The 22855-nt window shown below is 63.4% G+C and carries 22 protein-coding genes; 10 read left to right on the top strand and 12 right to left on the bottom strand.

Annotated features, from left to right (window positions below; genetic code table 11):
* Positions 1 to 410: 410 nt before the first annotated feature.
* Both BG83_RS0119855 and BG83_RS0119860 read right to left on the bottom strand, forming a co-directional pair.
* Positions 411 to 1217, bottom strand: coding sequence for an oxidoreductase (locus BG83_RS0119855; protein WP_024978348.1), 807 nt, complete (start codon positions 1215 to 1217; stop codon positions 411 to 413).
* A gap of 60 nt (positions 1218 to 1277) precedes the next feature.
* On the bottom strand, positions 1278 to 2738 hold the full coding sequence (locus tag BG83_RS0119860) for an efflux transporter outer membrane subunit (protein ID WP_024978349.1): 1461 nt from the start codon (positions 2736 to 2738) through the stop codon (positions 1278 to 1280).
* Between the two features lie 86 nt (positions 2739 to 2824).
* On the opposite strand from BG83_RS0119860, the gene BG83_RS0119865 reads away from it, so the two are divergent.
* The 7 genes from BG83_RS0119865 to BG83_RS0119895 all read left to right on the top strand — a co-directional run bounded on the left by BG83_RS0119865 (position 2825) and on the right by BG83_RS0119895 (position 10949).
* A complete protein-coding gene (locus BG83_RS0119865; RefSeq protein WP_024978350.1) occupies positions 2825 to 3439 on the top strand; it encodes a TetR/AcrR family transcriptional regulator in 615 nt (204 codons plus the stop codon).
* Positions 3440 to 3526: 87 nt separating this feature from the next.
* Positions 3527 to 4642 (top strand): efflux RND transporter periplasmic adaptor subunit, encoded by a 1116-nt coding sequence (locus BG83_RS0119870; protein ID WP_024978351.1) that lies wholly within the window; start codon positions 3527 to 3529, stop codon positions 4640 to 4642.
* Positions 4639 to 7761: an efflux RND transporter permease subunit gene (locus tag BG83_RS0119875; RefSeq protein ID WP_024978352.1), complete on the top strand. Its 3123-nt coding sequence runs from the start codon at positions 4639 to 4641 to the stop codon at positions 7759 to 7761. Before BG83_RS0119870 ends, BG83_RS0119875 begins: the two co-directional genes overlap by 4 nt.
* A gap of 139 nt (positions 7762 to 7900) precedes the next feature.
* Positions 7901 to 8542 (top strand): helix-turn-helix transcriptional regulator, encoded by a 642-nt coding sequence (locus BG83_RS0119880; protein WP_024978353.1) that lies wholly within the window; start codon positions 7901 to 7903, stop codon positions 8540 to 8542.
* Positions 8539 to 9507, top strand: a complete 969-nt coding sequence (locus BG83_RS0119885) for a threo-3-hydroxy-L-aspartate ammonia-lyase (protein ID WP_024978354.1) — start codon at positions 8539 to 8541, stop codon at positions 9505 to 9507. Before BG83_RS0119880 ends, BG83_RS0119885 begins: the two co-directional genes overlap by 4 nt.
* A complete protein-coding gene (locus tag BG83_RS0119890) occupies positions 9504 to 9917 on the top strand; it encodes a RidA family protein (RefSeq protein ID WP_024978355.1) in 414 nt (137 codons plus the stop codon). The genes BG83_RS0119885 and BG83_RS0119890 overlap by 4 nt, the downstream gene beginning before the upstream one ends.
* A gap of 150 nt (positions 9918 to 10067) precedes the next feature.
* Positions 10068 to 10949, top strand: a complete 882-nt coding sequence (locus BG83_RS0119895) for a flagellar brake protein (protein WP_024978356.1) — start codon at positions 10068 to 10070, stop codon at positions 10947 to 10949.
* A gap of 4 nt (positions 10950 to 10953) precedes the next feature.
* Here BG83_RS0119895 and BG83_RS0119900 read toward each other — a convergent pair whose 3' ends face one another.
* Positions 10954 to 11838: a LysR family transcriptional regulator gene (locus BG83_RS0119900; RefSeq protein ID WP_024978357.1), complete on the bottom strand. Its 885-nt coding sequence runs from the start codon at positions 11836 to 11838 to the stop codon at positions 10954 to 10956.
* A 113-nt stretch (positions 11839 to 11951) separates the two neighbouring features.
* On the opposite strand from BG83_RS0119900, the gene BG83_RS0119905 reads away from it, so the two are divergent.
* Together BG83_RS0119905 and BG83_RS0119910 are read left to right on the top strand one after the other, a co-directional pair.
* Positions 11952 to 12389 (top strand): multidrug/biocide efflux PACE transporter, encoded by a 438-nt coding sequence (locus BG83_RS0119905; RefSeq protein WP_024978358.1) that lies wholly within the window; start codon positions 11952 to 11954, stop codon positions 12387 to 12389.
* A gap of 114 nt (positions 12390 to 12503) precedes the next feature.
* Complete coding sequence (locus BG83_RS0119910; protein WP_024978359.1) at positions 12504 to 13145, top strand: helix-turn-helix transcriptional regulator; 642 nt, start codon at positions 12504 to 12506, stop codon at positions 13143 to 13145.
* Between the two features lie 17 nt (positions 13146 to 13162).
* On the opposite strand, the gene BG83_RS0119915 is transcribed toward BG83_RS0119910, so the two are convergent.
* From BG83_RS0119915 to BG83_RS0119955, 9 genes are all read right to left on the bottom strand, one after another.
* Entirely contained in the window at positions 13163 to 13381 is a 219-nt protein-coding gene (locus BG83_RS0119915) for a DUF1059 domain-containing protein (protein ID WP_024978360.1), read from the bottom strand.
* Between the two features lie 137 nt (positions 13382 to 13518).
* Positions 13519 to 14049 carry a DUF3455 domain-containing protein gene (locus tag BG83_RS0119920; RefSeq protein WP_024978361.1) on the bottom strand — a complete coding sequence of 177 codons (531 nt, stop codon included), beginning with the start codon at positions 14047 to 14049 and terminating at the stop codon, positions 13519 to 13521.
* A gap of 29 nt (positions 14050 to 14078) precedes the next feature.
* Positions 14079 to 14477: a DUF488 domain-containing protein gene (locus BG83_RS0119925; protein WP_024978362.1), complete on the bottom strand. Its 399-nt coding sequence runs from the start codon at positions 14475 to 14477 to the stop codon at positions 14079 to 14081.
* A gap of 54 nt (positions 14478 to 14531) precedes the next feature.
* Complete coding sequence (locus BG83_RS0119930; RefSeq protein WP_024978363.1) at positions 14532 to 15560, bottom strand: ABC transporter substrate-binding protein; 1029 nt, start codon at positions 15558 to 15560, stop codon at positions 14532 to 14534.
* 293 nt (positions 15561 to 15853) lie between these two features.
* A complete protein-coding gene (locus BG83_RS0119935; protein WP_024978364.1) occupies positions 15854 to 16750 on the bottom strand; it encodes an ABC transporter permease in 897 nt (298 codons plus the stop codon).
* Positions 16740 to 17534 (bottom strand): ABC transporter ATP-binding protein, encoded by a 795-nt coding sequence (locus BG83_RS0119940; protein WP_024978365.1) that lies wholly within the window; start codon positions 17532 to 17534, stop codon positions 16740 to 16742. The genes BG83_RS0119935 and BG83_RS0119940 overlap by 11 nt, the downstream gene beginning before the upstream one ends.
* 54 nt (positions 17535 to 17588) lie before the next feature.
* Positions 17589 to 18311 (bottom strand): GntR family transcriptional regulator, encoded by a 723-nt coding sequence (locus tag BG83_RS0119945; protein ID WP_024978366.1) that lies wholly within the window; start codon positions 18309 to 18311, stop codon positions 17589 to 17591.
* A gap of 157 nt (positions 18312 to 18468) precedes the next feature.
* Positions 18469 to 20745 carry a nitric-oxide reductase large subunit gene (locus BG83_RS0119950; RefSeq protein ID WP_024978367.1) on the bottom strand — a complete coding sequence of 759 codons (2277 nt, stop codon included), beginning with the start codon at positions 20743 to 20745 and terminating at the stop codon, positions 18469 to 18471.
* Between the two features lie 32 nt (positions 20746 to 20777).
* On the bottom strand, positions 20778 to 21068 hold the full coding sequence (locus tag BG83_RS0119955; protein WP_024978368.1) for a DUF2249 domain-containing protein: 291 nt from the start codon (positions 21066 to 21068) through the stop codon (positions 20778 to 20780).
* A gap of 272 nt (positions 21069 to 21340) precedes the next feature.
* Between BG83_RS0119955 and nirK the strand changes: the two genes are divergently transcribed.
* Complete coding sequence (gene nirK / locus BG83_RS0119960; protein WP_024978369.1) at positions 21341 to 22840, top strand: copper-containing nitrite reductase; 1500 nt, start codon at positions 21341 to 21343, stop codon at positions 22838 to 22840.
* Positions 22841 to 22855 lie beyond the last annotated feature (15 nt).

Consider the following 22855-nt stretch of genomic DNA (forward strand, 5'->3'; position numbering starts at 1 on the left):
CCTGACGAGCGATCAGGCGGCGGGGTCTGCGGTCACCCTGGCGTGCGGGGCTCCGTCTCCATAGCGGGTCCGGAAAACACAGCGCCGCCGCTTACAGTGCAGCGTAGCGTGAGCCCCTGCGCACATCTCTCTTGTTAGGCGAATTCCCCTTTTGTGCTGCCCCTTCATCACGCAAGTCCCCCCGACTTTTTTTTTGGTGGTACGGCGCATGACGGCGTGCAGGAACCATGCCATGTGGAGCTTTGGTGGGCAAGGACGCGCTTTGCCGCGACGCCTGACAGGATGCGTCGTCAAGCTTCCATGGAGGGGCAGGTTTGATGAGCTTTTTTCAAGATGTTTTCTGGCTGTACGTCCGAGGTTCTGGACTTGCGGTGAACATTGTTGAGCTTTCTGGTGGGGAGTGAGCGCGCTCAGGAGAGGCCGAATGTTTTCCTCAGGCTCGAGTCAACGGGGCCTGCCGGCATGAACCGGCGCAGCTTGCTCAGAAGAGATGCCTCGCCTTTGGGCGTGCGGCGCATCTTCCATGCTCCCAGTGCAGCATCGACGATGGTGCTCGCGACCCCATCGGGGTCCGGCGCCTTCTGGACACTTTTTTGAATCGCCTGCGAAACGATGCCGCGCTCCGCGTCGTAGGCGGAGACCTTGGAAACCGCTTGAGGTGCGTTGGCATCCAGGCTGGTTCTGGTGAATGACGGCTCGACAAGCACCACACGGATTCCGAACTTGCGCACCTCGTGATCCAAGGTCTCGGACATTCCCTCCACTGCGTGCTTGGATGCCGAATACAGGCCCATGTAAGGCGCTGGCAGAAAGCCGAGCACCGAGCTGATGTTGACGATGCGCCCCGAGCGTTGCGCGCGCATGTGCGGCAGTACGGCTTGCGTGGTGCGCAAGATGCCGAACACGTTGGTGTCGAACAGCGTCTGGGCTTCGGCCACCGACGTTTCTTCTGTCGCGCCGAGCAGGGCCACGCCGGCGCTGTTGACCAGCACATCAATACGCTTGGTCTGCGCGATGATCGTCTCGATTCCGCGCTGGACAGAGGTTTCATCACGGATATCCATCTGGACCAGTTCAACACCCGCGATCGGTTGAGTGCGAGCGATGTTGCGCACGGTGCCGAATACGCGGCACCCGCGCAGAGCAAACTTCGCGGCGGTGGCACGGCCGATGCCTGAGGACACGCCGGTAATCACAACGACTTTGGAATTCGACATGGTAATTTCTTTCTGTATGGGTAAATGGGATCTGCGGTAAGTCGGGTTTTTGTCAGCGGTTTATTTGCTGGCGACTGCGGTCGGGATATCGGGCTGCCAGCCGCCGCCCAGCGCTTTGAATGCCGCCACAGCGGCACGCGCGGATTCCGTTTGGGCCTGGGCGCGTGCGTCCGATGCACGCAACAGGCTCTCGTCTGCCTGCAGCACTTCGATCAGGCTGACGACGCCTTTTTGGTACGCCGCAAATGAAGCATTCCGTGCGCGGCTCAGCGAATCCACACCTTGCGCGAGCACCGTGGCTTGCTCCTCGCGCTTGACCAGAGCGGAGAACGCGTCCTCCACATCTTCCGTGGCGCGCAGCACGGCGAGCCGGTACGCAGCGAGCATCTCCGCCTCCTGCCCCTTGGCTTGATCGATCTGCGCGTTGATGCGGCCGAAGTCGAACAGGCGCCAGCGCAAGCCCAGCACGCCGGAAAATTGGCTGGCGCCGCTGCCGAACAGGCTTCCAGCGCCCACCGATGTGGTGCTGCCCAACAGGCCGCTGAGCGAGAACTTCGGGTAGTACTCCGCGATGGCGACGCCGATGCGCGCGTTGGAAGCCGCCAGGCGGCGCTCGGCGACGATGAGGTCGGGGCGGCGCCTCAGCAAATCGCCGGGCGACCCGCTGATGGCAATCTGCGGTGCGGCGGGGATGTCACCGTCTTGTGCAAGCTCGTCCCGGTGCGTGCCCGGTAACGAGCCGAGCATCACGTCCAGCGCGTTCATCGCTGCATCCAGACCTGCTTCAAGCTGCGGAATGGAGGCGCGAACCTGCGCCAGTGCGCCTTCCGCCTGCCTGACTTGAAGCTCCGCCGCCAGCCCCTTGCCGTAAAGCAGGTTGATGGTGGCGAGCAATTCCTCTTGCGTTTGCACTTGGTGGCGCGCCACGTTCAGGCGCGCTTGCAACCCGCGGATGGTGATGTAGATATCGGCAGTCTGCGCTGCCACGGCCAGCCGTGTGGCGACGGCGCCAGCTTGGGAGGCTTGGTAGTCCGCCAGCGCAGCCTCGCGGCCACGGCGCAGGCCGCCAAATACGTCCAGCTCCCAACTGGCGTTCACGTCAGCCTCGAACGCGTTGCCGTAGCGGTCAAAGCCGGGCCTTGAGTTCAACACGCGGCCCAACGGGGTTTCGACAGATTGGTATGCACGCGCAGCCTGGCCTGTGACATTGCCGGACGGCAGCAGTGCAGCATTGGCGGCCCCTAAGCCGGCACGGGCCTGCGTGACGTGTGCGAACGCCTGGGCGAGGTCGAGGTTCTGTTCCAGTGCAAGCCGCACCCATTTGGTGAGTTGCGGATCGCCAAAAGCTGCCCACCACGTCGGTAGATCGGCCGCCGCGTTGGCGGTGCGCTGCTCCACGGCTGTCTGACCAAGGAACCGGCCGGGAAGCGGTGCATCAGGCTTCACATAGTCCGGGCCGACCGCGCATCCGGCGCTCAGGCTTGCGAGGAGGAGGGCCGCAGAGGCGTGTTTTGGCAACATGACGGGGTCCATCGAAATTTTGAGTGACTATAGTACAAATTGGTCACAAGTTGTTCAACTATCGCGAGTCACGTAAGCTGGAGCCCATGAAGACCCCTTCCTATCCCGTCTCCGCCCGCGGCCCGGCGGACCACGATGTGCGAGACCAGATCGTCGCCGCCGCCACCGAGCACTTCAGCCGCTACGGCTATGAGAAGACCGCCGTGTCCGATCTGGCCAAGGCCATTGGTTTTTCCAAGGCCTACATCTACAAGTTCTTCGAGTCCAAGCAGGCCATTGGCGAGATGATCTGCGCCAACTGCCTGCGCGAAATCGAGGCCGATGTGAATGCCGCCCTGGCGGAGGCAGACTCCCCGCCGGAAAAGCTGCGCCGCATGTTCAAAGCCTTGACGGAGGCCAGCCTCCGGTTGTTTTCCCACGATCGCAAGCTGTACGAGATCGCGGCCTCGGCAGCGACTGAACGCTGGCAAGCGGTGATCGCCTATGAAGGCCGTATCCAGAAGTTGCTGCGCGATGTGCTGCTGGAGGGCCGGGAGACCGGAGACTTCGAGCGCAAGACACCATTGGACGAGGCCACCGCGGCCATCTACCTGGTCATGCGCCCGTACATGAATCCGTTGCTTCTGCAATACAGCTTTGACTACACGGACACGGCGCCCGGACTGCTTTCCAGCCTCGTACTCCGAAGTCTTTCCCCCTGATGCGCAGATTTTTCCGTTGTGACCATTGACTAAATTGGTCACAAGAACAAGAATGAAAGTCCAGATCATCCTGTCGATGGGGCTTTCATGCTTTCGCGTCGCTTTGTTACCTCTTCCGTTGTTCTTGCGTTGCCGCTCGCGCTGAGCGCTTGCGGCGAAAAAGCCCCCGCTGACCCACGCACCCAGGCGCCTCTGGTGCGCGCCGCGTTTGTTCGGCCTGTGGCGTCTGCATCGCGCTCCTTCACAGGCGTCGTGGCTGCCAGGGTGCAGAGCGACCTCGGGTTCCGCGTGCCCGGCAAGGTGCTGGAGCGGCTGGTGGACGCGGGGCAAACCGTCAAGCGCGGGCAGCCGCTCATACGCATCGATCCGGTCGATCTGAAGCTGGCCGCGCACGCACAGCAAGAAACCGTGGCCGCCGCCCGGGCACGCGCGCAACAGACGGCGGAAGACGAAGCGCGCTACCGCGACTTGCGCGGCACGGGCGCAATTTCCGCCTCCGCTTACGACCAGGCCAAGGCCGCCGCGGATGCTGCAAAAGCGCAATTGAGCGCGGCTGAAGCTCAGGCCGATGTAGCCCGCAACGCCAGCCGCTATGCAGAACTCGTTGCCGATGGCGACGGCGTGGTCATGGAAACGCTGGCCGAGCCCGGCCAAGTGGTGAATGCCGGGCAGGTGGTTGTGCGCTTGGCGCATGCCGGGCGCCGTGAAGCGGTGGTCCAGTTGCCGGAAACGTTGCGGCCGGCAATCGGCTCGGTCGCACAGGCCACGTTGTTCGGCAAGGAAAGCGATGGAACACCCGCCAAGCTCCGACAGTTGTCGGATGCTGCCGATCGGCTCACCCGCACGTATGAAGCGCGCTATGTGTTGGATGGCGAACTGGCCAATGCGCCGCTTGGCGCGACCGTCACGATCCAGATTCCCGATCGATTGGCCACCGCGCAAGGCGATCTGCAGGTGCCGCTGGGCGCTGTGTTCGATGCCGGCAAGGGCCCCGGCGTGTGGGTCATCCAGGGCGACCCTGCCAAGGTGTCGTGGCGCTCCATCACCATCGTGCGTCTTGGTGACGAAGGGGCAAGCATTGCCGGCCAGATCAAACAAGGCGAGCGGATCGTCGCGTTAGGCGCACAACTGCTGCGTGAGGGCCAGCAAGTCCGCGTGGCCGGGCAGGGCACCGGCACCGCCATCGCGGGAGTGCGACTGTGAGCCCGGGCCGCTTCAACCTATCGGCGCTCGCCGTGCGCGAGCGTGCGGTCACGCTGTTCCTCATCTGCCTGATCTCGCTGGCAGGGCTCATTTCCTTCTTCAAGCTGGGCCGCGCGGAAGACCCCGCGTTTACGGTCAAGGTGATGAACATAGTCACCGTGTGGCCGGGCGCCACTGCGCAGGAAATGCAGGACCAGGTGGCAGAGAAGATCGAAAAGCGCATGCAGGAGCTGCGCTGGTACGACCGCACCGAAACGTACACGCGCCCCGGTTTGGCGTTCACCACGCTGACGTTGCTCGACAGCACGCCACCATCGGAAGTGCAGGAAGAGTTCTATCAAGCGCGCAAGAAGGTTGGCGACGAAGTAGCCAACCTGCCGTCTGGCGTGATCGGACCGATCGTCAATGACGAATATTCGGACGTGACCTTCGCGCTGTTTGCACTCAAGGCACAAGGCGAGCCGCAACGTGCGCTCGTGCGCGATGCCGAGACGCTGCGCCAGCGTTTGCTGCACGTGCCCGGCGTGAAGAAGGTCAACATCATCGGCGAACAGTCCGAGCGCATCTACGTCGAGTTTTCACATGACCGGCTGGCGACGCTGGGTGTGAGCCCGCAAGACGTGTTTGCCGCGCTCAACAGCCAGAATGCGTTGACGGCCGCCGGCTCGGTGGAAACGAAAGGGCCGCAGGTGTTCATCCGCCTGGATGGCGCGTTCGATGAACTGCAGAAGATTCGCGATACGCCGGTGGTGTCGCAGGGCCGCACGTTAAAGCTCTCGGACATCGCCACCGTCAAGCGCGGTTATGAAGACCCCGCCACGTTCATGGTGCGCAATGGTGGGCAGCCCGCCTTGCTGCTGGGCATCGTCATGCGCGACGGATGGAACGGGCTCGATCTGGGCAAGGCACTCGACAAGGAAGTCGGCGCCATCAATGCGGACATGCCAGTCGGCATGAGCCTGACCAAGGTGACGGACCAGGCGGTGAACATCGCCGCGGCCGTTGACGAGTTCATGCTGAAGTTCTTTGCGGCATTGCTGGTCGTGATGCTGGTGAGTTTTATCAGCATGGGCTGGCGCGCCGGCCTCGTCGTGGCCGCAGCCGTGCCGCTGACACTCGCCGTGGTGTTTGTGGTGATGGCCGCGACAGGCAAGAACTTCGATCGCATCACCCTTGGGTCTTTGATTCTGGCGCTGGGCTTGTTGGTGGACGACGCCATCATCGCCATTGAAATGATGGTGGTGAAAATGGAGGAGGGCTACAGCCGCGTGGCCGCTTCGGCCTATGCGTGGAGCCACACCGCCGCGCCCATGCTGTCGGGCACGCTGGTCACGGCCGTCGGCTTCATGCCTAACGGCTTTGCACGATCCACCGCAGGTGAATACACGAGCAACATGTTCTGGATCGTCGGCATTGCGTTGATTGCATCCTGGGTGGTTGCGGTCGTGTTCACGCCTTACCTGGGTGTAAAGATGCTGCCCGACTTCAATAAGGTCGAAGGTGGCCATGCTGCGATTTACGACACGCCGCGCTACAACCGCTTCCGTGCGCTGCTCGGGCGCGTGATTGCACGCAAATGGCTGGTGGCGGGTGCGGTGGTGGGCCTTTTCGCGCTGGCCATTGCGGGCATGGCGGTGGTCAAGAAGCAGTTCTTCCCGATTTCGGATCGGCCTGAAGTGCTGGTCGAGGTGCAGATGCCCTATGGCACATCGATCAACCAGACCGACGCGGCGACCGCAAAAATCGAAAGCTGGCTAGCCAAACAGAAGGAAGCCAAGATCGTGACCGCCTACATCGGCCAGGGGGCGCCGCGCTTCTATCTGGCAATGGGGCCGGAATTGCCGGATCCGTCGTTCGCAAAAATTGTGATCCGCACCGATAGCCAGGAAGAGCGTGACACGCTGAAGCAGCGTCTGCGTCAGGCCGTTGCGGATGGCCTCGCTCCCGAGGCGCGCGTGCGTGTGACGCAGCTCGTGTTCGGTCCGTATTCACCGTTCCCGGTGGCCTACCGCGTGACCGGTCCGGATGCGGAGACACTGCGCCGCATCGCGGCCGATGTGCGGCAGGTCATGGACGCCAGCCCGATGATGCGCACGGTCAATACGGACTGGGGCATGCGTGTACCTACGCTGCACTTCACCCTGCAGCAAGACCGTCTCCAGGCCGTGGGCCTGACGTCCAGTGCCGTCGCGCAGCAACTGCAATTCCTGCTCAACGGCGTTCCGGTGACGGCGGTGCGCGAGGACATCCGCACCGTGCAGGTGACGGCGCGCTCGGCCGGCAACGTGCGGCTCGACCCGGCCAAGATCGGAGACTTCACGCTGGCTGGCGCCAACGGGCAGCGCATTCCGCTCTCGCAGATCGGCAAGATCGAGGTGCGCATGGAAGAGCCCATCATGCGCCGGCGCGACCGCATGCCGAGCATCACGGTGCGCGGCGACATTGCTGACGGCCTGCAACCGCCCGATGTGTCGACCGCCATCAGCAAGCAGCTCGCCCCGATCATCGAGAAATTGCCGAGCGGATACCGCATTGAGCAAGCGGGCTCCATCGAAGAGTCGGGCAAGGCGACGAAGGCCATGCTGCCGCTGTTCCCCATCATGCTGTCGGTGACCCTGCTGATTCTCATCTTCCAGGTGCGCTCGATTCCGGCGATGGTCATGGTGTTCCTGACCAGCCCGCTAGGCCTGATTGGCGTGGTCCCGACCTTGATTCTGTTTGGGCAGCCATTTGGCATCAACGCGCTGGTTGGCCTGATTGCGTTGTCGGGCATCTTGATGCGCAACACGCTCATCCTCATCGGGCAGATCCAGCACAACAAAGACGAGGGGTTGGACCCGTTCCGGGCCGTGGTGGAAGCGACGGTCCAACGTGCTCGCCCGGTGATTCTCACGGCGCTGGCCGCCGTCCTGGCCTTCATCCCGCTGACGCATTCGGTGTTCTGGGGCGCGCTGGCGTACACGCTGATCGGCGGAACGTTCGCCGGGACGGTCCTGACCCTGGTGTTCCTGCCGGCGATGTACTCGATCTGGTTCAAGATCCGGCCTGGCAACGCGGTCGAGGCGCAGCCCACATCGCACGAAACGGCGCGGCCCCCAGGCCAACTGGTGCCCGAATAATTTTTCCCAGCCTGCCCTAGTTACCTCCGTTCTCTCTCGACCTTCGGGCAGGCGCTTTTTTTCTTCTGGGGCCGGGCGCTGTCAGGGCGGCTCCTGTGGTATTGACGAAATGTCAGTAATTGACGTATCGTCAATACCCATGAAGTCCGTTGAAGAAAACCGCCTTTTGCTGCGCGAAGGCCGCAAGATCGTCGAGGCGCTGGGCAAGACGCTGGCGCCGCTGGTGGAAGTCGTCCTGCACGACCTGACCGATCCCGATCATTCCGTCGTCGCCATCGCCAACAACTTGTCCGGCCGCCAGGTGGGCGACGCCGTGACCGAGCTGGGACTCGCGCGCCTGGCCGATCCGGACTTCCCGGAAGTCATCGAGAACTACGCCAACCGGTTTCCCGACGGGCGCCCGGCGAAGAGCACATCGATCGGGTTGAAGAACAGCCGTGGCGACTACGTGGCCGCCATCTGCCTGAACATGGACGTCTCCATGCTGAACGCGGTGACAACCGGCCTCACGCAACTGATGCGCGTTGACGTGGCTGCGCCGCCGGTGCCCGAGTCTCTGGCACCGCGCCGCGTTGAAGAAGTGCGTGGCGCACTCGAACGCTTTGCCGCTGCGCGCAACACCACGCCCATGGCCATGACGCTCGACCAGCGCCGCGAAGCCATGCGTGAACTCGCTGCCAGCGGCCTGCTGAACTTGCGCCGCGCACTGACCGAAGTCGCCCAGACGCTCGGCGTGGCGCGCTCCACCGTCTACACCTACCTTCCCGAGAACCTCGCATGAGCCTGCCCATTTCCTACGACGATGTTGTTGCCGCCCACGCGCGCTTGCAAGGCGTTGCTCACAAGACGCCCGTGCTGACGTCAGCAACCGCCAATGCCATGACCGGCGCCGAGCTGTTCTTCAAGGCCGAGAGCTTCCAGCGCATGGGTGCGTTCAAGTTTCGCGGCGCGTATAACGCGCTGTCGCAATTCACGCCGGAGCAGCGCAAGGCGGGCGTCATCACGTTTTCGTCTGGCAACCACGCGCAGGCGATTGCACTGTCGGCCAGGCTGCTGGGCATGCGCGCTGTCATCGTCATGCCCAAGGACGCGCCTGTCGTGAAGGTGGAAGCCACGCGCGGCTACGGCGGTGAGGTGGTCTTCTTCGACCGCTACACCGAAGACCGTGAAGCCATCGGCCGCAAGCTGGCGGAAGAACACGGTCTCACGCTGATCCCGCCGTACGACCATCCGCACGTGATGGCCGGGCAGGGCACCGCGGCCAAGGAACTGATCGAAGAGGTCGGCCCGCTGGATGTGCTGCTGGCCCCGCTGGGCGGTGGCGGCCTGCTCTCCGGCTGTGCCACGGCGGCGCGCGCGCTGAACCCCGCGTGCAAGATCTTCGGTGTGGAACCGGAAGCCGGCAACGACGGCCAGCAGAGCTTTCGCAAGGGCGAGATCGTCCATATCGATACGCCCAAGACGTTGGCCGATGGCGCCCAGACGCAGCACCTGGGTAACTACACGTTTGCAGTGATTCGCGAACTGGTCGACGACATCGTGACCGTAAGCGATGCGGAACTGGTGAGCGCCATGCAATTCTTCGCGTCGCGCATGAAGGCGGTGGTTGAGCCCACCGGCTGCCTCGCCGCCGCAGCCGCACTCACCGGCAAGGTCGATGTGCGTGGCAAGCGTGTCGGCGTGATTCTCTCGGGCGGCAATGTCGATTTGCAGCACTTCGCCAAGCTGGTGCTGGAGGCGGCATGAGCAGCCACGGCCAAGCCGCCCCCAGCGGCGCTCGCTACGTCAACGCGCCGGATTTGCGTCCGCCGGCGGGGCACTATTCGCACGCGGTCTGCGCCAATGGCTTCGTGTTTGTGGCTGGGCAGATTCCGGTTACGCCGGCGGGCGAAAAGCTCGTCGATGCACCATTCGAGACGCAGGTGCGCCAAGTGCTGTCCAACCTTGACGCCGTGCTTGCCGCGGCCGGCACCGACCGCTCGCGCCTGGTGCAGGTGCGCGTGTACGTGACCGACATGGAAACGCATTGGCCGGCGTTCGATGCGCTGTATCGCGCGTGGATCGGCGAACTGCGGCCCGCGCGCGCCGTGGTGCCCGTGCCCACGCTGCATTACGGTCTGGCAGTTGAAATCGAGGCGACGGCACTGGCGGTGTGATGCAAACGCTTGTCGTTGATGTGCGTCAGGCAGGCAGGGTTCGCGCGAGTTGATCTCCGCCCGTTTGCCCGCCATTGTTGCAGAATGGCCGGTATGCCTGCCGGGGCATATGCCTATGCCCGGCCCAGACGCACAGATCCATCGTCCCTCATGACCCAACCAAAAACGCGCCAGCTTACCCAGGAAGACGTGCCGGTCGGCCAGCCGCTGCCGTTTCCGCTGGCCGATAGCGTAGGCCACTTGCTGCTGCCCGCTGGTGCCGTGGTGCCGGATGCCGAAGACGTGCGCCTGCTGTTTCATCATGGTCCTGTGCTGGCGTTGGACGAAAGCAGTGACATTGCACCCTCCGCAGCCGCAGCACCGGCCGAAACGAAGCCCCGCCTCGGGTCGACGGGCCTAAGCGTGGGCAACGTCCTGCAAGTGCAGGAAAAATCTGCTCCGTTGCGCGGGCTGCTGCCGTGTCGCCTGATCGGCTACATCGAAGGCGAGGCGGTGTTCGTCACGCAGCCGGCTGACGGTAAGCGCACGCTGCGCCCGGAGGTACGGGACATCCTCTTGCTGCGCGGGTTCTCGGGCCGCGCGGTCGTCACGATGATGTGCAGCGTGGTATCGGTGGGGCAGTTCCCCTCGCCGTATCTGGTGCTGTCTGCGCCGATCAAGATGCAGAAGATGCCGCTGCGCCGTGCCAAGCGTGTGCAGGTACGGATCGGTGCCCGCTTGCGCCCCGAAGGGCAGGCGGCGTCAGCGGCAGATCGCGTGGCGGTGATCCGCGATATCTGCCTGAATGGCGCGCTTGTGCAAAGCGCCAGCGCGGCGTTTCAGGCCGGCGACCGGCTGATTCTCGATTTCAGTGCTTACGTCGATGGGCAGTTGGAGTCGTTTTCGCTGACGGGCCGCGTGGCGAGCGGGTCGCCTGCCCTGGGGGCGCCTGCTTCTGCGTTTCCGTCATTTGGCATGGAGTTTTCGCTGTCGAAGGAGCAGACAGCGCAGCTGTCGCATCTGATCATCGATCGGCTGGACGAAAACGCGTGAGCGCCTAGCCCGCCAGCATCGTCTCCAGCAGCCACGCGCCTGCCTGCCCAAGCGTGCGATTGCGTGACCATACCGCGTCGACTGGCACGAGGCGGGGCCAGCCGCGGGCACGCACTTCATGCAACCGGTCTGCCGCTAAGTGATCCACCAGCCAGCGCGGCAACTCCGTCCAGCCGAAGCCCAGCACCGCCATTTCAAGCAGCATCAGATAGCTCGGCGCAGACCATCGGCGAGCGCTGCGCACGGGCACTGCGTCGGCACGCGGCCCAGCCCTGTCGACGAAGGTGTTCAGCCGCAGTTCGCGTGCCTCGCGCAGGATTGCGTGCGGCACTTCCTCGTCGCCATATCGGGCGAGCGGGTGCTGCAGCCCGACGAACAGTCCGATCTCCGATTGCTCTGCAATGGTTGCCCACCCGACGTCGGCCGGATAGGCCGCCTGCGCGGCCACCAGCCCGATCTGGGCGCGGCCCAACTGGATGATGTCGACCACGTCTTCGTGTTCGGCGATCAGGCATTCGAGTTCGAGGTCGGGGTAGCGCTGCTCAAGCGTGGCGAGCGTTTGTTCATAGCGGTCGGACTGGTAAGTGTCTGACACCACGAGCGTCAGGCGCGCTTCCAGACCGCCAGCCATCTGCGCGGCCAGGCGGTCCATCTGCGCGCTGGCGTCAAGCACGCGACGCACTTGCGTGAACATGGCACGGCCCGCCTCGGTCAGCGTCGGCTGGCGCGTGCTGCGGTCGAATAGCGTCAGGCCAAGATCGATCTCCAGGTTGGCGATTGCCTCGCTGATGGTGGATTGCCGCTTGCCCAGTTTGCGGGCCGCCGCCGAGAACGAACCCAGCGTGGCGGCTTCGGCAAAGGCGAGCAGGGCTTCCGGGGAGTGGCGCATCGGAACCTAAGAGTGGGGAGTTCCTATCAATGTATCGGAAAAACCGATAGTAGGAAACTGGCTAAAGCGGCTTGCACCGATGAAAATGACGTCTGCTTTTGGAGGTAATCGCAATGCAAGTCTCATACAAAACGCCAGCCGAGCGTCTCGTACATGCGCTGTCGTTCGAACTGATTGCCATGCTCATCTGTGCGCCCCTGTTTAGTTGGCTGATGGATTTGCCGTTGGCTGAAATGGGTGTCATGACCCTCATGTTTGCCGCGGTGGCGATGGTTTGGAACATGGTGTTCAACGCCATCTTCGAACGCGTGGAGCGTCGCTACCGGCTTTCGCGCACCGTGATCCTGCGGGTGGTGCATGCCTGTCTGTTCGAAGGCGGGCTGGTTTTGATGCTGGTGCCGCTGGCCGCCTGGTGGCTGGACGTGGGCCTGTGGGAAGCCTTTGTGCTCGACGTCGGCATCATGCTGCTGTTCCTGCCGTACACGTTCTTCTTCAACTTCGCGTACGACCATCTGCGTGCACGCTGGATGTCGCGCCGTGTGCTGGCCTGATGTAAAGACGGGTCTAGGGCAAAAGGGGCAGTGCGGGAGGTCATGCGCTTCCTATAATGAAGTCCCCTTTAAGACGGGCGCCGCGGTCGCAAGCCGCGGCGCCCGTATTCCTTCATGCTGCGTCTTTCTGTCTCGTCACCTCATGCCTTGGCAACCGTGCTGCGCCAGTGCTACGTAGCAGCCTGCGGTGGCGATGCCGTGGGCGTGATGAACGTGCTGCGCGATGCGTGCGGCGCAGACCATGCTGCGGCCATGATCCGGTGGCGCGTCGATGGAAGGTGGCATTGGGCGGCATCGCGTGGCGCATGCTCGGCCGATGTGCTGCTGCATGCGGTGCGTGGTGATTGCGTTCACGCCTGGCAGGTAGCCGATGCCGAAGTGCGCGGCGCGGTGTGGCTCGATTACCGCAAGGCAGGCGTGCCGCAACCCATGCAGCAGGGCGTGGCGCCACAAGCCCTGCTGCCACACTTTGCGCAAGCCCTGCCGTTGTGCTGGCAACGCGTTGCGGCACGCACCGGTATCTCGCCTGCGCAGCCGGCCAGCCTGTGGCTGACCGATGCATTCCACCTGACGCGCCGCGAAGCCGATGTGGCAGATTTGCTGGCAAGCGGCTCCGACCCGGCCTGTATTGCGCGTACGCTGGGTATTTCACTCGACACGGTGCGCACGCACCTCAAGCACGTCTATCGCAAGACCAACACGCACAGCCAGTGCGATGTGGTGCGGCTGATGCTGGCGCTGTCGGCGCGTCGGTAGCGGCGGTCGCGTTTTGATCAGGCAGCGGCCATCTTTGGTGGCGCCACGGCTGGGGTGCCGTCCTGGAAGAGGGTTTGCAGTTGCGCCCGCAACTCGGGCGAATCGGTGTGCTTGTGCACGGAAACGGCATGCTGCACAGCCGCCTCCAGCAATTCGGCATCGCTGTCGGCGCTGATGGCGACCGAGCAGTTGGTCTCGCTGGGGAAGGCGCGGCAATCGATGTAGCGGCGGCCCATGGCGTGCTCCTCGAATGACAAATGACGACGGCGCGACGCGGTGAACCACCGGTCGTGCGTCTCTTCGTTATAGGGTTGCCAAGGAAGCCCGTCGTCCCCCGTATGGGGTAGCGGCTCCGACCTTCGAGAGCGGTGCGTCAGTCGAGGAAGACGTATTGCGCCAGGTACGGGCTGCGGCCTTCCTGGCCTTCTTCCGTGCAGGGCTGTGCGGGTGCGATGCCGCCGTGGGTCTGCAGCCGCTGCACGTAGCGCACACTGCTCAACAGGCCCGCGCCGCCAACCTTGGTGGCTTGCAACAGCAGCAGCGGAATGGCACCGGCTTCTGAGGTGTTGGACACCTGCTGCAAGACTTTCCCTGTGATCTTGCTGCCGTCGGAGGCTTCCCAGCTGGGGCCTGCTCCGTGTTTGACGACGAGCTTGCCGCTGGCATCGTAGAGCTCCGCCAGCGGTGCCTTGAAGGCCCACGCCAGAGGCTTGTCGCCGTCCCGTTTGCAAACGTAGATCTGCACCCCCGTGGCCGATAGCGTGGCGACGACGTGGTGTGCATCGGCTGGCTGGAGCGCGGCGGGCACACTTTGCGCCATGACTGTCTGCGCGCTGGTCATTGCCAGTGCGAGCAGAAGGGCAGATGCGGTGCAGTGGCGAAACGTTCGAGGCAGGCTGGTCATGGTCTTCCTTGTATAAGTGGTGTGCTTGTTCACGGAGCCAGCTTCGCCCCACGTTCCTTCAACAACTCGCGCAGTACCGAGCGGTGGCAATGCGCTTCATCCTCGCAATAGCAGCCGATCGACAGATGGGTCTGGTGCGAGAGCGCGGCCAGCATGTCGAGCAATCGTGCCGCATCACCGTCGCGCATTTCGGTGCGGAAGTGGCGCACGAAGGTTTGCCAGCCCTTCTCATCGTGCGCACTCTGTGCGGCCTGTGCCTGCTTGACGAGTTCGGGCGTGGGCGAGAGCAGCGGCATCCACACGTCGTAGAAATCTCGGCTGGCGAATTCTTCCTTGGGCACGCCGCGCGGCGGGCGCCGCACGGTGCCGATGCGCAAGCCTTCATCGGGGTGACGCGGCTCGCCGAGCCGGACGATGCGTAGTGCCATGGAATGCCTCCGTGCGGATGCTGCGTGCTGCTCGTTGTGCTCAGGTGTTTCGCGTTACGAACCCTGCCGGTTCTGCACCGTCGGGAAGAAGACATCCTTCCACGACGCGGGCTTGTTCTTGAGCGTGCCCACGCGCTGCATGAACTCAGCATAGTGGGCGACGCCCACCGGCGTGGTGGTGAAGCGCGAATCCGGATCGTCCAGAATCTTCTTCACTTCTTCCGGCGAACTCTTCACTTTCGACTGCGCAATGTAGATCTGCGCGGCTTTGGTCTTGTCTTTGGCGATGAGGGCGTTGGCTTCATCCAGCGCGGCCACGAATGCCGCCGATAGCTTCGGGTTGGCCTCGTAGAACTTTTTGCTGGTGTAAGTCATGTCCAGCGTGATGTTGCCTAGTACGTCGACCGTGTTGAACACGCGGTGCAGGCCGGGCGCCGCGGCCTCGGTGTATGAGAACGGCGGCGAAGCCATGTGGCTGTTGATCTGGCTGCCGCCGGCCAGCATGACAGCGGTGGCGTCGGGGTGCGGCAGCGGCACGGTGATCGGGTCAAGCTTGTTGAACTGCTTGTCGCCGAAGGTCTTGGCAGCAGCCATTTGCAGCACCACGGCCGGCAGCGAGGTCTTGATGCCGGGCACGGCAATGCGGTCCTTGTCGGAGAAATCTGCCAGCGTCTTCACGTTCGGGTTGCGCGTCATCAGGTACATCGACGAGGAGCTGAGCGACGACAGCCCGCGCACTTCCATCGCGCTGCCGCGCGTCTTGTCCCACAGCGTGAGGAAGCCCGGCACACCCAGCGAGGCGATGTCGAGCGCGCCCGAGAGCATGGCGTCGTTGATGACATTGCCGCCGTCCAGGATGCGGTAGTTGACCTTCACGTCACCCAGGCCGGCGGCCTTGGCCTGCTTCTCCAGCAGGTGTTCGCTGGCCATCACCATGATGGGCAGGTAGAGGATGCCGTAGCCGTGGGAGATGCGGACTTCGTTGGCTTCGGCATGTGCGGTGCTGATGGTGCTGCCTAGGAGCGATGCGGCCAGCGTGGCGGCCATGGTGAAACGGAGGATGTTGCGGCGGGGCTGCTGCATTTGTTGTCTCCTTGTTGCTCTGTTGGTCTTTATGTTTGTTGGTGGTGCATTTCTTGTTTCATCCCCTGCCGGGGCTGACTCACTTTCTTTGTCTTGCCAAAGAAAGTAAGCAAAGAAAGGCGCGCCCGATGCGGCGAAAGACTCCTTGAATTTCCGTGACCGTGCGGAGAAGGAGGCAAACTCGCTTCGCTCAAACAGGCCTCCTTCTTTTTTCCGCCCGCTCACAAAAATTCAAGGCGCCGCATAGGGCAGGGTACGGCCAAACCGTCTGGGCGCTTGCGTTGCGCCAATGCTTAGTTCTGCATGCCCCAGCGTTTGACGGTGCGGGCTTCCAGCGTGCGGAACACCAGGTTCTCCACGAGCAGGCCGATGATGATGACGGTCAGCAGGCCGGCGAACACTTCGGGAATCTGCAGTTGGTTCTTGTTCTCGTAGATGTACCAGCCGAGGCCGCCTTGGCCGGAACTCACGCCAAACACGAGTTCCGATGCTATCAACGTGCGCCATGCGAAGGCCCAGCCGATCTTCAGGCCCGTGAGGATGGACGGGAACGCGGCCGGGATCAGGATCTTGGTCAGATACCCCATGCCCGAGAGCCCGTAGTTGCGGCCCACCATGCGCAGCGTGTTCGATACCGACAGGAAGCCGGCATGCGTGTTGAGCGATACGGCCCACACCACGGAATGCACGATCACGAAGATCAAGCTGCCGTTGCCCAGGCCAAACCACACGAGCGCGATTGGCAGCAGGGCGATGGCCGGCAGGGGGTTGAACATCGCGGTGAGCGTTTCCAGAAAGTCTTGCCCGAGCCGGTTGCTGATACCCAGAACCACCAATGCACACGACAGCGCCAGGCCCAGCGCATAGCCCGCCAGCAGCGTTTGCATCGACGTGCCGATGCGAGCAAACAGCGTGCCGCTGGCCAGCCCTGCCCACAGCGCCTGCACGGTGTCGGAGAAGGTCGGCATCAGCAGCGGGTTGTCGAGCCAGCGTGCACCGCCTTCCCACACGAGTGCCAGCACGACGAGGATCACGAGCTTGCGCAGCCACGCCTGCTCGTACAGGCGCTCAGCAATGGAGAGCGGTTTTTCCACCACGCCGATGCGCTCGAACGCCACGGGCGTGCTGTAGACGGGCGCGCGATTGCTGATGTCGGTGGTGGCCGGCATGGAAAGGGTTTCAGTCTGCATGGGTTTCCTCTACCGTGCGGGCGAACAGCATGTCGTGAATCTCGGCTTCTAGCGCTTTGAAGCGCTCAGGATCGTCATCGTCGCGCGCCAGGCTCGGTAGTTCGGCACGCACCTGGCCGGGATGCGGCGAGAGAATCAGGATGCGGCTGCCGCAGCGGATCGCCTCTGGAATCGAGTGCGTGACGAACAGCACGGTGAAGCGCGTTTCATCCCACAGCTGCAGCAGCTCGTCCTGCATCTTGCGGCGCGTGAGCGCATCGAGCGCGGCGAAGGGCTCGTCCATCAGCAGCACGTCGGGTTCCATCGCCATGCCGCGCGCGATGGCTACGCGTTGCTTCATCCCGCCCGACAGCATGTGCGGGTGGTGGTCGGCAAACTTGGTGAGATTGACCTTGTTGATGTAGTGCAGGGCGCGTTCTTCGGCTTCACGCGGGCCCAGCTTGCCCGTGGAGAGCAGCGGGAACAGCACGTTCTCTTTCACCGTCTTCCATGGCAGAAGCTGGTCGAACTCCTGGAACACCATCATGCGATCCGGGCCAGGCTTGGTCACTGGCTGGCCCTTCAGGCGGATCTCGCCTTCGGTGGGCGTGAGGTAGCCACCGATGGCTTTGAGCAATGTCGATTTACCGCAGCCCGACGGGCCCAGCAGGATGTAGCGCTCGCCGGGATAGACCTGAAAGTCGACGCGGTAGGTGGCCGTCACCAGATGCTGGCGTGTCTTGTACTGCAGCGTGACGCCGCGCACATCCAGCAGCGGTGGGGCCGTCGATGAGTTGGCCTGCATGATGTTGTCTCCTGTGTGTGTTTTTTTTCGGTATGGATTGCAGCGTCTCGGGCGCTACCGGATATCCACGTGGTACCGGAAGTGCGCCGCCGCGCCGCGCGAGCGCCGCCATTCAAGCGGCACCCGGTCGTAGCCGCGCGCAACGCGTTCGATGACCATCACCGGATCGCCGGGCTGGATGCGCAGGAGCCGCGCATACGTTGCATTGACGGCCTCGGCGGTGAGCGTTTCTTCGGCGCTGGCGATGATCTGGCCGCAGTGGGATTCGTACAGCGGATACAGCAGGTCGCCAAACGCGTCGAGTTCCAGCGTGGCGAGCGGCGCAAAACGGTCGTACGGCAACCAGATTTCTTCGGCGAGCATTGGCGCGCCATCCAGCAGGCGCAGCCGGGTCAGGCGAATGACGGGTGAGCCGGTTTCAATCTGCAGGCCCGCAGCCGGTGCAGACGGCGCATCGAGCACGTCGCGCTTGAGAATGCGGCTTTCGGGAATGCGCCGCTCGCCGCTTTCACTCTGGAAGCGGAAGAAGCGGAACAAGGAGCTGGCAAAACTGGCGCGCCGCACGAAGGTGCCGCGGCCCTGGAAGCGTTCGAGCAGCCCTTCGGCCACCAATACGTCTACGGCTTTACGGACTGTGCCGACCGCCACGTTGTACGTCTTGGCAAGCTCGGCTTCGGTCGGGATGGCGTCGCCCGGGCGCCAGTGCTGTTGGGCGATCTGCGCGGCCAGATCGTCGCGCAATTGCTGATAGCGGGGTAGGCGGAGATCGGCGGGCATGGGTATCGAAAGTGGTCAACTATTCATCTATATGACTCGTCATTGTAGGGAGCTTGAAGGCGGGGGGCATTACAGGAAAACCCGCAGGGCCCGGTCGGATGATCGACACGGGCCCTGCGGGTTTTTGGGAGGACTGCTGGGTTATGGATTCACGCGATTAACGCGTCGCGCGAGCCGAAGCCGGCAGCGGTTCGGTCTGTTGTGCCTTCGGACGGCGCAGCAGCCGCAGCGCATACCAAGCCAGCACAAGCGCACCGATGGCGAACACGATGTCACCCGGCACACGCAGCCAGACCAGCGTTTCCATCACTTTCGAGTGCACCACTTCCGGCGAGCGGGCGTACCACATGCCCTTGGTGACGCTGGCCCAGGCCTGGTAGATACCGGCCGGCAACAGCGACATGAACACCATCATTGCCAGGCCGATGTTCAGGCCCCAGAACGCGGGCTTGAGCAGGCGATCGGCATGCAGGCTGCGCGCATACAGGCCGCGCAGGCAGAACAGCATCAGGCCGATACCGAGCATGCCGTACACCCCGAACAGCGCAGCGTGCCCGTGGGCGGCCGTCATGTTCAGACCCTGCACGTAGTACAGCGAAGCGGGCGGGTTGATGGCGAAGCCGAGCAGGCCGGCACCGACGGTGTTCCAGAAGCCCACGGCCACGAAGCACAGCACGGGCCACTTGTAGGCATTGAGCCACGGCGTGCCTTGCGTGCGGCGATAGTTCTGCAGCGCTTCGAGCCCGATCAGCGAAAGCGGCACCACTTCCAGCGCAGAGAACACTGCGCCCACCGAGATGATCGAGGTCGGCGTCCCCGTGAAGTACAAGTGATGCAGCGTGCCTAGAATGCCGCCGAACAGGAACACGATCGTTTCAGCCACGATGGCGCGGTTGGCGCTGCTGGCGCGAATCAGACCCAGGCGCGTGAAGATGAGCGCGATGACGGCGGTGGCGAACACTTCAAAGAAGCCCTCGACCCACAGGTGGACGAGCCACCAGCGCCAGTACTCGATCATCGAATAGTGCGTGTGTTGACCCCACACCAGCGACGTCGAATAGAAGCCGCCGATACACGTGGCCGACAGGAACACCATGGCGATCAGCCCGCGCGATTCCGAGGGCGTCTTCAATGCCGGCCACAGCGCGCGGCCGAGCAGCACCACCCAGAACAGCAGGCCGATGAACAACAGGATCTGCCACACGCGGCCCATGCTGGTGTATTCCAGCCCCTGATTGCCGACCCAGAAGCCGAAGTCCGCACCGCGATGTTGCAGCGTGCCAAGCCAGCCGGTGGCGATGGAGCCCACCACGATAAAGATCAGCGCCCAGAACAGCACATCAACGCCCAGCTTCTGGAACTTCGGTTCACGCCCCGACAGCAGCGGCGCAATGTACAGGCCCGTGGCCAGCCACGCCGTGGCAATCCACAGCACGCCCAGTTGTGTGTGCACCGTGCGGCTGATCACGTACGGCAGCACCTGTGCCAGGGGAATCCCGAAGAACGATTCACCTTCCACCGCATAGTGCGCGGTGATGGCGCCCATGCCGATCTGCACCAGCATCAGGCCGATCACGGCAAAGAAGTACTTGCGCGTGGCCTTCATCGAGGGCGTGGCGACCACGTTGAGGAACGGATCGGCCGGCAGCGGCGCAGCTTCCTCTTCGTGCTTGCTGCTGCCGTGCAGCCACAGCATGGCGGCAATACCGCCCAGCAGCAGCACGATGCTGACCATCGACCACATGGCGGCACCGCCGGTCATGGTGTTGCCCACGAGCGGTTCATGCGGCCAGTTGCTCGTGTACGAGATGTCGGTCTCGCCCGGGCGGTCGGCAGCGGCGGCCCACGACGTCCAGAAGAAGAACGCCGCCAGGGCTTCGCGATCGGCCGCCTCCGGCAGCACACCGGTGGCCATGGCGTATTGATCACGCAACGTTGCCAGCGACGGATCGGTGCCGAACAGGGCCTCGAAGTGTTGCGCCACACCGCGGATTGCATCTGCGCGCTCGCGCGACACGGTCAGGATGTCGTGATTTGCGTCGTACGTATTGCGGCGCATTTCTTCCTTCACGCTGGCGTCGACGGCGGCTTGCTGCACGGTCGTCAACGGCGCATCGGTATCGAACTGCTGATGCGCGCGGATGGCTTGCAGCGCCGTGGCTTCACGGTGAAGCCAATCGGCAGACCAGTCAGGCGCAACGTAGCTGCCGTGGCCCCAGACGGTGCCAAGCTGCTGGCCGCCGGCTGCCAGCCAGGCTTCTTGGCCGCGCTGGATTTGTTCGCCGGTAAAGAGCACCTCGCCCACAGAGGTGACAACAGCATGCGGAATCGGCGGCGCTGCCAGATAGATCTGCCGGCCCAGATAGCCCAATGCTCCGAACGACAGGATGAAGATCAGGCCTAGCCACCGCCACAGCCTTTGGTTGTTTTTCATGACAAGGTTCCTTGCAGGATGCGATCGGAAATTCAGGCGCCACCACCGCAGCCACCACAGCAGTGGCCGGCGCTGGCGGCAGATGCCACCTTGGTGATGGCAACGCGCCACGTGGCGGGGCCGCGCTCAAGGTAGTCCCAGGAAAACTGGCCCGGGCGCTCGACTTGAAACTGCGACTGCAGCGGGCGCGGATCGTGATCGTTGATCAGCTCCAGGCTCTGGCCGATGCCGAGTTCCCCGAAGGCGGAGAAGATCAGCGGATGGCGCTCGCGCGGCGCCAGCACACGGAGGTCGAGCTGGATGGTGGAGGCGGACTGTGTCATGGGGATTCCCTCTGTGGGTGTCGCATCAAAAAGATGCATTAAGGATGCAACTATATTAGTGAGCGGAATCTCCGGCGTTATTGATGTATATCAGATGCTTGTTTTATGGGTATCTTGATGTGGTAAATCACGCCACGACTGGGCTTGCGTGCCACGCGGTGGGGTGGATGTGCCGGACGGGGTCGGTTTTCGTTTGCGCTGTATCAAAGCCCTAATGGCCGCCGGGGCCTAACGTGGAGCGGACGACACCAGACCGATACACGGGGGAAAAAATGAGCCGTCTTCACACCGTCCGCAGCCTGATGCGCGCGGGCTTGATTTCTGTGGTGCTGGGCGCACTGCTTGCGGGCACCGCGGCCCGCGCCGCCAGCACCAAGTTGCCGGGTGACTTCGGGCCGCCGCGCGGCGAGCCGATCCACGCCGTCCTTACGAGTCCGCCGCTTGTGCCACCGGCGGTCCACCGGAACTATCCAGCCAAGGTCATCGTGGAGCTGGAAGTGGTCGAGAAGGAAATGCAGATCTCCGAAGGCGTCAGCTACACCTTCTGGACGTTCGGCGGCACCGTTCCCGGCAGCTTCATCCGCGTGCGGCAGGGCGACACGGTGGAGTTCCACCTCAAGAACCACCCGAGCAGCAAGATGCCGCACAACATTGACCTGCACGGCGTGACCGGGCCGGGCGGCGGCGCAGCATCGAGCTTTACCGCACCGGGCCATGAATCGCAATTCACCTTCAAGGCGCTCAACGAGGGCATCTACGTCTACCACTGCGCCACGGCGCCGGTGGGCATGCATATCGCCAATGGCATGTACGGCCTGATCCTGGTCGAGCCGCCCGAAGGCCTGCCCAAGGTTGATCACGAGTACTACGTCATGCAGGGCGATTTCTACACGGCCGGCAAGTACCGCGAGAAGGGCCTGCAGCCGTTCGACATGGAAAAGGCCATCGACGAACGCCCGAGCTACGTGCTGTTCAACGGTGCCGAAGGTGCGCTCACCGGTGACAAGGCGCTGCACGCCAAGGTGGGTGAAACGGTGCGCATCTTCGTTGGCAACGGCGGGCCCAATCTGGTCTCAAGCTTCCACGTAATTGGCGCCATCTTCGACCAGGTGCGCTACGAGGGCGGCACCAACGTGCAGAAGAACGTGCAGACCACGTTGATCCCGGCGGGTGGCGCGGCGGTTGTGAAGTTCACCGCGCGCGTGCCTGGCAGCTATGTGCTGGTCGACCACTCGATCTTCCGTGCCTTCAACAAGGGCGCCATGGCGATCCTCAAGGTGGATGGCCCGGAGAACAAGCTCGTCTATTCCGGCAAGGAACTGGATTCGGTGTACTTGGGCGATCGTGCCGCACCGAACATGAGCGCCGTCACCAAGGCGACCGAGGCTTCGGTGAGCGGTACCCTGACCGTGCAGGATCAGGTGCAGGCCGGCCGCGCGCTGTTTGCGGGTACTTGCTCGGTGTGCCACCAGGGCAATGGCGCCGGGTTGCCGGGCGTGTTTCCGCCGCTGGCCAAGTCGGATTTCCTGGCGGCAGATCCGAAGCGTGCCATGAACATCGTGCTGCACGGCCTGAACGGCAAGATCAAGGTCAACGGGCAGGAATACGACTCCGTCATGCCGCCGATGACGCAGCTCAATGACGACGAGGTCGCCAACATCCTGACCTACGTGCTCAACAGCTGGGACAACCCCGGCGGCCGCGTGAGCGCGGACGACGTCAAGAAGGTGCGTGCCCAGCCGGCGCCTGCCAAGGCCGTGGCCGAACATTGACCGGATCTGCACGAC

The sequence above is a fragment of the Ralstonia pickettii genome (assembly GCF_000607165.1).
Taxonomy (GTDB): Bacteria; Pseudomonadota; Gammaproteobacteria; order Burkholderiales; family Burkholderiaceae; genus Ralstonia; species Ralstonia holmesii.

Excerpts from the sequence above, each read along its gene's own strand:
- BG83_RS0119915 (WP_024978360.1), bottom strand. The coding sequence starts at position 13,381 with ATGGGCCGCCGCTACATCGATTGCCGCGCCTTCCCCAGCGAGACCAAC.
- BG83_RS0119925 (WP_024978362.1), bottom strand. The coding sequence starts at position 14,477 with ATGGCACTACGCATCGTCCGGCTCGGCGAGCCGCGTCACCCCGATGAA.
- BG83_RS0119955 (WP_024978368.1), bottom strand. The coding sequence starts at position 21,068 with ATGACACAGTCCGCCTCCACCATCCAGCTCGACCTCCGTGTGCTGGCG.
- BG83_RS0119910 (WP_024978359.1), top strand. The coding sequence starts at position 12,504 with ATGCTGCGTCTTTCTGTCTCGTCACCTCATGCCTTGGCAACCGTGCTG.
- BG83_RS0119950 (WP_024978367.1), bottom strand. The coding sequence starts at position 20,745 with ATGAAAAACAACCAAAGGCTGTGGCGGTGGCTAGGCCTGATCTTCATC.
- BG83_RS0119885 (WP_024978354.1), top strand. The coding sequence starts at position 8,539 with ATGAGCCTGCCCATTTCCTACGACGATGTTGTTGCCGCCCACGCGCGC.
- BG83_RS0119930 (WP_024978363.1), bottom strand. The coding sequence starts at position 15,560 with ATGCAGCAGCCCCGCCGCAACATCCTCCGTTTCACCATGGCCGCCACG.
- BG83_RS0119920 (WP_024978361.1), bottom strand. The coding sequence starts at position 14,049 with ATGACCAGCCTGCCTCGAACGTTTCGCCACTGCACCGCATCTGCCCTT.
- BG83_RS0119935 (WP_024978364.1), bottom strand. The coding sequence starts at position 16,750 with ATGCAGACTGAAACCCTTTCCATGCCGGCCACCACCGACATCAGCAAT.
- BG83_RS0119945 (WP_024978366.1), bottom strand. The coding sequence starts at position 18,311 with ATGCCCGCCGATCTCCGCCTACCCCGCTATCAGCAATTGCGCGACGAT.
- BG83_RS0119900 (WP_024978357.1), bottom strand. The coding sequence starts at position 11,838 with ATGCGCCACTCCCCGGAAGCCCTGCTCGCCTTTGCCGAAGCCGCCACG.
- BG83_RS0119890 (WP_024978355.1), top strand. The coding sequence starts at position 9,504 with ATGAGCAGCCACGGCCAAGCCGCCCCCAGCGGCGCTCGCTACGTCAAC.
- BG83_RS0119855 (WP_024978348.1), bottom strand. The coding sequence starts at position 1,217 with ATGTCGAATTCCAAAGTCGTTGTGATTACCGGCGTGTCCTCAGGCATC.
- BG83_RS0119865 (WP_024978350.1), top strand. The coding sequence starts at position 2,825 with ATGAAGACCCCTTCCTATCCCGTCTCCGCCCGCGGCCCGGCGGACCAC.
- nirK (WP_024978369.1), top strand. The coding sequence starts at position 21,341 with ATGAGCCGTCTTCACACCGTCCGCAGCCTGATGCGCGCGGGCTTGATT.
- BG83_RS0119860 (WP_024978349.1), bottom strand. The coding sequence starts at position 2,738 with ATGTTGCCAAAACACGCCTCTGCGGCCCTCCTCCTCGCAAGCCTGAGC.
- BG83_RS0119895 (WP_024978356.1), top strand. The coding sequence starts at position 10,068 with ATGACCCAACCAAAAACGCGCCAGCTTACCCAGGAAGACGTGCCGGTC.
- BG83_RS0119905 (WP_024978358.1), top strand. The coding sequence starts at position 11,952 with ATGCAAGTCTCATACAAAACGCCAGCCGAGCGTCTCGTACATGCGCTG.
- BG83_RS0119880 (WP_024978353.1), top strand. The coding sequence starts at position 7,901 with ATGAAGTCCGTTGAAGAAAACCGCCTTTTGCTGCGCGAAGGCCGCAAG.
- BG83_RS0119940 (WP_024978365.1), bottom strand. The coding sequence starts at position 17,534 with ATGCAGGCCAACTCATCGACGGCCCCACCGCTGCTGGATGTGCGCGGC.
- BG83_RS0119870 (WP_024978351.1), top strand. The coding sequence starts at position 3,527 with ATGCTTTCGCGTCGCTTTGTTACCTCTTCCGTTGTTCTTGCGTTGCCG.